General features: G+C 32.5%; 8 protein-coding genes. All 8 read left to right on the forward strand.

Going from position 1 to position 6,565, the window contains the following annotated elements; translation table 11 throughout:
- Positions 1–167 precede the first annotated feature (167 nt).
- The 8 genes from CN514_RS13715 to CN514_RS13745 all read left to right on the forward strand — a co-directional run bounded on the left by CN514_RS13715 (position 168) and on the right by CN514_RS13745 (position 6,479).
- A complete protein-coding gene (locus CN514_RS13715) occupies positions 168–1,277 on the forward strand; it encodes a glycosyltransferase (protein WP_098233079.1) in 1,110 nt (369 codons plus the stop codon).
- A 31-nt stretch (positions 1,278–1,308) separates the two neighbouring features.
- A complete protein-coding gene (locus CN514_RS13720) occupies positions 1,309–2,316 on the forward strand; it encodes a glycosyltransferase family 2 protein (protein ID WP_098233080.1) in 1,008 nt (335 codons plus the stop codon).
- Positions 2,317–2,447: 131 nt separating this feature from the next.
- Positions 2,448–3,515, forward strand: a complete 1,068-nt coding sequence (gene galE, locus CN514_RS13725; protein WP_098233081.1) for a UDP-glucose 4-epimerase GalE — start codon at positions 2,448–2,450, stop codon at positions 3,513–3,515.
- 13 nt (positions 3,516–3,528) lie between these two features.
- The gene (locus tag CN514_RS25740; RefSeq protein WP_176525907.1) at positions 3,529–3,675 is read left to right on the forward strand and encodes a YwzD family small protein; all 147 of its coding nucleotides are present in this window, start codon (positions 3,529–3,531) and stop codon (positions 3,673–3,675) included.
- A gap of 37 nt (positions 3,676–3,712) precedes the next feature.
- Entirely contained in the window at positions 3,713–4,312 is a 600-nt protein-coding gene (locus tag CN514_RS13730; protein WP_098233082.1) for a sugar transferase, read from the forward strand.
- Between the two features lies 1 nt (position 4,313).
- Positions 4,314–4,952 carry an acetyltransferase gene (locus tag CN514_RS13735; RefSeq protein ID WP_098233083.1) on the forward strand — a complete coding sequence of 213 codons (639 nt, stop codon included), beginning with the start codon at positions 4,314–4,316 and terminating at the stop codon, positions 4,950–4,952.
- 18 nt (positions 4,953–4,970) lie between these two features.
- Entirely contained in the window at positions 4,971–6,137 is a 1,167-nt protein-coding gene (locus CN514_RS13740) for a DegT/DnrJ/EryC1/StrS family aminotransferase (protein ID WP_098233084.1), read from the forward strand.
- 3 nt (positions 6,138–6,140) lie between these two features.
- Positions 6,141–6,479, forward strand: coding sequence for a helix-turn-helix domain-containing protein (locus CN514_RS13745; protein ID WP_098233085.1), 339 nt, complete (start codon positions 6,141–6,143; stop codon positions 6,477–6,479).
- The last annotated feature ends 86 nt before the right edge of the window (positions 6,480–6,565 follow it).

A 6,565-nucleotide genomic window follows, 5' to 3' on the forward strand; every position in this document is an offset into this window, starting at 1 on the left:
ACAAAAGATATTATCAAAAAGCCAATAAATAAACTATTAAATAAAAATATTACGTTTTTTAGTAAATTAATTATATTACTATCACTTCCAGGTAACTGGTTAATACAATTAATTATGAGTTTAAATCCGATAAAAACCCTAATAAGTAGGAGGGTTGGTTTAAAGTAATGAAGAAAAAAGTATTATTTTTATTAGATCGAATGGTAATGGGTGGAGTTGAGATACTTTTAATAGACATTATTAATAGTATGGATAGAAACAAATATAGTATAACTGTCGGAACTCTATTTGACGGTGGAGAGCTAAAGCATGCATTACCAAATTCGGTAAAGCATGTTTTTTTATTTAAAAATCAATATAAAGGCATATACAGAGTTTTGCGTTTCATTAGTCCACGCCTTCTTTACAAAAAACTTCTTAATGAGGACTTTGATATTGAAATATCATTTAAAACAGGAATGCCAGAGAAAATTGTGGCAGCCTCTAGAAACACTCACTCGAAGAAAATAGCATGGATTCATGGTGAAATGGGGTATCAGAACTTTGGACTCGAAAGTCACATAACAAAAGCAAAACAAACGGTGTGTTATAACAAATTTGATCGCATTATCACTGTATCGGAAAAATGCAAAAAATCATTTATAGATGTAACTCAAACAGAAACAGTGGTTGAAAAAATTTACAATGCTGTTGTACCTGATAAGATTATTAGCAAAATGCATGAGGATTATCAGTTAATAATAGATAAGAATATGATTAACCTCATAACTATTGCTAGGTTGCATGAGGATAAAGGAATTGATCGCCTAATACGTGCATTTTACGAAGGCTATAATATAAATAATAAGCTAAGATTGTATATTATTGGTAACGGACCTGAAGAAAATAACTTAAAGAAGTTAACGCAAAAGTTAAATATTAATGAGGTTGTTTTTTTCCTAGGTAAGCAATTAAATCCATATGCTTACTTAAATGATGCAAATATCTATATTCATTCTGCGATTAGTGAACCGTTTGGTATCGTTTTATTAGAAGCATTGTTTTTAGGTCTCCCAATTGTATCGACAAAGTGTGGTGGTCCAGAGGAAATATTGGATAATGGAAAGTATGGGTTACTAGTTGAAAATTCACAAAAAGGTTTAAATGAAGCACTAATTCAGATTGCAGATGATCATAAATCAGTTGTGAAATATAAAAATACGTCAAAATTAAGGGCTAAGGATTTCGTAATGGAGTGTATGATGGATCAGATTTATAAGGTTTTGGAGGAGGTTTAAGTTTTGAGAAAATCACTTTTAGGGGAAATTGATGAGCGTTAGCGGGTTAGTAAGTGTTATTGTACCAATTTTTAATGCCGAGAAATATTTATCAAGATGCATTGAAAGTATCCTTCAACAATCATATAAATCATTTGAAGTCATTCTCATAAATGACGGTTCAACAGATAAGAGTAAGGAAATTTGCTTAGATTATTCACATAAAGATGAAAGAATAAAGTTTATACAAATTGAAAACCATGGACCAGGGTATGCACGTAATATGGGATTGAAAATTGCAAGAGGAGAATATATTCAATTCACAGATAGTGACGATTCATTACCATTAAACTATTTAGAAACAATGGTTTCTCGAATTGAGCAGGACAATTCTGATATTGTAATCTGTGGAATTAAGAATATCAAGAATGCTCAAACCCTTAATAAATTTACAGTGGATGAACTATTGAGTGCTCGTGGTAAGGCATTAATTGACTTGTTTGTAAATTTACTAGACAGAGGATTAGCATATTCTCCTTGTAATAAGTTATATCGTAGTGAAATTATAAAATTTAATAATATTCATTTCGGGGTAGATTTTAATTTGGGTGAGGATGCCTTGTTTAACATTTCGTACTTTAAACGTTCAAAATATTGCTCAATTGAAAATCGTATATTTTATGAATATCATCAAAATATTGGTAGCCTAATTAATAGTTATTCCCATAATAAATATGAAATTCAAACTCTACTTTACAAGAATCTGAGGAAGCTAGTTAACGAAGTGCCTGGTAGCGGTTCTATTAATAAAATGTGTCTTTATTACCAATATGAACTTACATTTGTATTCACTAACTATTACTTGCCAGACTGTTCATTAAGCAGCACCGATCGAAGGAAGATGATAAGTACAGTAATGCATTGTGACATAGTTCAGGAGATATTTAACATTCCAAATCAGCGAAGTAATTTACAAAAAATCATTAGGACACTTGTGCGAATCAAAAATGTAACAGCTATGGACCTGTTTTTAAGAGCATATAGCATGAGGTATTTATAGAATTGACTCTCTTTTGACAATAATAACTTTTATTCGACTCCCATATAATTTCACTCATTCAGTTATTTATTTTGTAAAAGTCAATAAATTTACCATTAAATAAGCTTATGGAAAACCAGAGGGGATAAGTTATGAAGATATTAATTACAGGTGGAGCGGGATATATTGGTAGCCATACTTGTGTTGAGCTTTTGAATAAAGGCTATGAAATTATTGTTTTAGACAATTTTTCAAACAGTAAACCTGATGCTTTAACGCGTGTGTCGGAAATAACAGGTAAATCATTTCATTATTATAATGTGGATTTATTAAATTTAAAAATGCTTGAAGAGGTATTTTTAAAACATAAAATTGACGCTGTAATTCACTTTGCTGGTCTGAAGGCAGTTGGTGAATCAAATATAGTACCACTAAAGTATTACCAAAATAATGTAGTCGGTACAGTTAACCTCTGTGAAACGATGAATAAGTTCCAAGTGAAAAAACTTATTTTTAGCTCATCGGCAACTGTATATGGTTCTACAGAACAAGTACCAATTTCTGAAGAGACATCGTTGGGGGCAGTAAATCCGTACGGTCGTACAAAACAAATGATAGAGGAGATACTGAAGGATTTATATAACTCCGACCATAATTGGAGCATCACTTTGTTAAGATATTTTAATCCTGTGGGAGCGCATAAAAGTGGATTGATTGGTGAAGATCCAAAAGGAATTCCTAATAATTTAGTTCCTTATCTTTCGCAGGTAGCAGTTGGAAAGTTACAGAGATTAAGTATCTTTGGAAACGATTATCCAACAGCGGATGGAACAGGAGTAAGGGATTACATTCATGTCGTTGATTTAGCAAAAGGCCATTTAAAAGCACTTGAAAAGGTAATATATGAAAATGGAATAAATGCATATAATCTTGGAACAGGTAAGGGATTTAGCGTGTTGGAAATGGTTAGAGCATACGAAAAAGCTTCTGGACAAATAATTTCCTATACAATTAAGGAACGTCGGCCAGGAGATGCAGCAATATGTTATGCAAATCCTTTGAAAGCAAAAGTGGGGTTGGATTGGGAAGCCACCTTGGATATTAACGACATGTGCAATGATGCCTGGAATTGGCAAAAAAATAATCCTAATGGTTATGATAAAGTTTCAGAAAACGACCAATCAATTCCTAAATCAAAGAATCTAATTGTTTCAAATTAATAAGGAGGAAACCTTGAAATCAATTAACTTGAATCAGGAGCAGCTAAAAGAGATTCTTGAAAGTTTTTACAAAAAAGGCAATGAACAAGCTGATCTAATAACACGGGATTTTGTAAATGAAATGATTTGTAAAATACAGACCCTACATAAATCAAACTAAACAAATGTAAGTAAGCCTAAATATGGGGGACTTTTATATGAAAAGAATGATTGATTTAATTATTTCTCTAATGATAATAATTGTATTTTCTCCAATTCTCCTAATTGTTGGAGTCATGGTAAGATTCAAAATGGGGTCACCTATTCTATTTAAGCAAGTAAGACCAGGATTGTATGGAAAACCATTCAACTTATATAAATTTCGTACGATGGTTGACTTAAAGGATTCAAACGGGGAGCTATTATCAGATGAATTAAGATTAACTAGTTTTGGAAAATTCCTTCGAAAATTTAGCTTAGATGAATTTCCTCAGCTTATAAATGTTGTTAAAGGTGAGATGAGTCTAGTAGGACCTAGACCGCTTTTAATGGAATATTTATCTCTTTATACGAAAGAACAAATGCTGCGTCATGATGTTAAGCCGGGAATAACTGGTTGGGCTCAAGTGAACGGAAGAAATGCAATTACATGGGAAGAAAAATTTAAACTTGATAATTGGTATATAAAAAATCACAATCTTATTGTAGATTTGAAAATTTTATTTTTAACGTTTATTAAAGTGATAAAGAAAGAGGGTATTAGCCAGCAAGGGCAAGTTACGATGGAAAAATTTAAAGGTTCATATGAAGTGATGTAACATGAGAATAATCATATTAGGAAATGGCGGACATAGCAAAGTCATTCAGGAAATGGCTTATTCTTTAAATCATGAAATCATCGCTATCTTGGATGATAAATTTACAGTTGAAGTACGGGAAAATGATATGGTATTTGGTCCCTTAACTGCTTTAAAAAAATACCTTAAAGATCAAGTTAAAGTGGTCATTGCAATCGGCAATAATGAAATTAGGAATAAAGTAGCAAATTTGTTAAATATAAATATAGACCAATACTTATCGATTATTCATCCTACAGCAGTCGTAAGTCCATCAGCGATTATTGGGAATGGAACTGTTGTAATGCCTAAGGCTGTTATAAATACAGGGGCAAGGATAGGGGTTCATTGCATAATTAATACTAGCTCAGTTGTTGAACATGATAATACGATTGGTGATTACTCCCATATTTCACCGAATGCAACATTAACTGGAAATATTGAAGTAGATGTAGGCGTACATATAGGAGCTTCTGCAACTATTATACCTAACATAAAGATTGGAAAATGGTCAGTCATTGGAGCGGGATCAACAGTTATAGAAAATATTCCACCTTGCAGTTGTGCAGTTGGAAGTCCTGCTAGAATAATTAAAAAGTTATCTGTTGGAATAGAAAATTAAATGAGAAGGTGTTTTTAAATGTCTTTATCAAGAATCTATCTTTCTCCTCCACATATGAGTGGGAATGAGCAAAAATATATTAATCAAGCATTCGAATCGAATTGGATCGCGCCTCTTGGACCAAATGTTGATGCATTTGAAAAAGAGATTGCCTCTTACGTAGGAGCCAGTGAAGCAGTTGCCGTTAGTTCAGGAACGGCAGCAATTCACTTGGCTCTTTCTTTATTAGGCGTAAAGAAAGGTGATAAAGTTTTTTGTTCAAGTCTAACTTTTGTAGCAAGTGCAAATCCGATTCTTTATCAAGGGGCTCAGCCAGTTTTTATTGATTCAGAGCCGGATACATGGAATATGTCTCCGACAGCACTTGAAAAAGCTTTTCAAGATGCACATTTAGAAAATAATTTACCAAAAGCCGTAATAGTGGTAAACATATATGGCCAAAGTGCAAAAATGGATGAAATACTTTCAATTTGTAATCAATATGATGTTCCAATCATTGAAGATGCTGCTGAATCGATGGGATCAACATTCAAAGGTAAAGCAAGTGGAACTTTTGGAAGATTTGGTATTTTTTCTTTTAATGGAAATAAAATTATTACAACTTCAGGTGGAGGAGCGCTTGTTTCAAATGATATCGGGGCCTTACAGAGAGCCCGCTTTTTGGCTACTCAGGCAAAAAATCCAGCTCCTTTCTATCAACATAGTGAAATGGGATATAACTATCGAATGAGTAATATATTAGCCGGAGTCGGTAGAGCTCAACTTCAAGTTTTGGATGAAAGGGTAGAAAAGAGAAGACTTATATTTGAACGATATTTTAAAGAACTTTCTAATATCCCGGGTCTATCTTTCATGCCTGAACTAAAAAACACTAAAAGTAATCGTTGGCTCACTGTTTTAACAATTGATAAAGAGTCAGGAGTATCACCTAAAATGCTAATTGAGGCATTAGATGAAATAAATGTTGAGGCTAGGCCTGTTTGGAAACCGCTTCACATGCAGCCTTTATTTGAAAACGTATCTTATTATTCTCATGGTAAAAATGAGCATATAGCAGAAGAATTGTTTAGAACAGGTATTTGTCTTCCATCTGGATCAAGTTTAACGGAGTATGAACAATTCAGAGTAATAGATTGTCTCAAAAATGTAATTTCACAAGAATTTAGTAAAGTAAAAGAGGGATAGAATATGATAGGAAAAATCATACATGAAACCCGAAAAAAGAGGGGATTATCATTATCGGAGCTAGCAAAAAAAGCCGATATTTCAAAGTCTTACTTGAGTAATATTGAACGAGAAATAAATGATAATCCTTCCATCCAAGTACTAGAAAAGCTCTCGAAAGTATTAGGTGTTGATATGAGTACATTGCTAGGAAAAAATGTAGATACTGAACTACATTTGGAAAAAGAATGGATTAATTTACTTAAAGAGTTAAAGGAATTAGGGATTGAAATAGAAAAGTTTCATGAATATAAAACTGTTTTTGAGTTTTTAAAATGGCAAAATAATATTGGGAATAGTTAATAGGAAATTCCCAGAAAAGGTTGTGGAAGGAAATTGGGCGATACTTTTAAAAAATTATTAATGCTCTTTAATAAAAAGGAAAAGAA

The sequence above is a fragment of the Bacillus sp. AFS001701 genome (assembly GCF_002559405.1).
Lineage (GTDB): Bacteria > Bacillota > Bacilli > Bacillales > Bacillaceae_G > Gottfriedia.